This is a genomic window from Metabacillus niabensis, assembly GCF_902829255.1.
Classification (GTDB): domain Bacteria; phylum Bacillota; class Bacilli; order Bacillales; family Bacillaceae; genus Metabacillus; species Metabacillus niabensis.
Genome location: NZ_CADEPK010000213.1, coordinates 1 through 1,512, shown reverse-complemented (window position 1 = coordinate 1,512; position 1,512 = coordinate 1). Strand labels below are relative to the sequence as shown.

Annotated in this window: 3 protein-coding genes; all 3 read right to left on the bottom strand. The window is 29.7% G+C overall.

Annotated elements, in window-relative coordinates; translation table 11 throughout:
* Positions 1-185 (bottom strand): hypothetical protein (locus tag HU235_RS24895; protein WP_217451445.1); only part of this gene is annotated, 185 nt, incomplete at its 3' end.
* 107 nt (positions 186-292) lie between these two features.
* A complete protein-coding gene (locus tag HU235_RS13995) occupies positions 293-475 on the bottom strand; it encodes a PspC domain-containing protein (RefSeq protein ID WP_174880585.1) in 183 nt (60 codons plus the stop codon).
* Positions 476-531: 56 nt separating this feature from the next.
* Positions 532-1,185, bottom strand: coding sequence for a hypothetical protein (locus tag HU235_RS13990; protein ID WP_174880584.1), 654 nt, complete (start codon positions 1,183-1,185; stop codon positions 532-534).
* Positions 1,186-1,512: the final 327 nt, after the last annotated feature.

Here is a 1,512-nt window from a genome sequence, read left to right as displayed (position 1 = left end):
ATATACTTCAACCAATTTTTATTATCAGTAAATCCAGTTGTAAAACTCCAATTAATCAATAGGTAGATTTTTTGGTTGACTAAAGTTATGATAAGTGGCTCTCCTTTTGTAAAATAACCGAGCCTATTATCGCCGTTGATTGCAAGCCTTCCAAAAGAATCGTCAAATTCACATTTTATAGACATGCTTTTTGTGATATTCCTTGTCGTTTTGCACTATACAGCACAAACGTTTTTCAATAAGAAACTCGATCCACTTTACTGAAGAATTATTTCTCGTTTTTTGAAAAAAATTATAATGACGGGGGGTTTTCAGACATTGTATTAGTAAGTATTAAATATATAAGAATATTAGCAGGTAAAAAAATGAAAATTAATCTAACAGCCAAAGATGATATACCAAAATACTCAGCTATACCACCGCAAACACCACTTATCGACTTATCTGATGATGATTTTCTTAACTTATCTTTCATTTTAATTCCTCCGTTTTATTTAACAATCACATAAATTTCAAACGAAACAATCCCAACTATAAAATCCGTGTAGTCTCTCCGTCTATTAACTTAAAATGAATATTATTCGATGAGCCTCTATCAATATGTTTTGGAGTATCTGATAAGTCGAGTAATTTCTTCAAATGAATGGATTTTTTTTGATTAGCTTCTATTGTAATTCTATATGGACCAGCTATATTCATAAGTGACTCCACTTGCAATTCGTCTTCCGTAGGAAAAGAATCTAAAAATTCTAATTCAAATGTTACAGCTTCATTGCTATGATTATGTAATACAAGATTACATTCTCCATTTATTATGTCTTCACTCACATCCTCAAAATTGCAATTTCCATTACCATCATAAGAAATAGATTGAATGCCGTTTGCAAATGTTTCTTGGTACAACGAAATTAGGAAAGTTGGTAAAATTGAATATATAATTAGAACTGCAACTATTGTTCTAAAATAATACTTCTTAATCCCAACGATAAGTAAAATCAATGCCACTATAAATAATACCGTGCCAACTACACCGAGCCAAATATACCCATTTAAATCGCTAATTGGGAAAGACATGAATGTAGAATGAGCTCCAAGTGTTACATTATTAGGAAAAGGGAAAGATAAATACATACATATAGCTAAAATAATAAACGAACTAAGTATTGCTAATTTACTTCTTATCATCTTATACCTCGTCTCTGCTGCTTTAAAATTCCACCACTTTAGTGTAATACGTCAGAAAGCTAATTAATGGATAGTGACTAGACCAATCAAATTATGATTTAACTAACTTTTACAGAAATAATATGCAAAGGATGCAGTTAGCAAAATTATTAATAAATAAAATCAGGGTTATAAAAGGCATTTAGAAACATTCCTGATAAAATAAAACTAGCCTTACCTTTCACTTCTATAACTATTAACGAAAATTTTTAAAAAAAGTTTCACTTTTATCAGCAAAACTGAATCTTTTGGAAAATAAAAAAGCGATACCTATTTACTATAGTATCG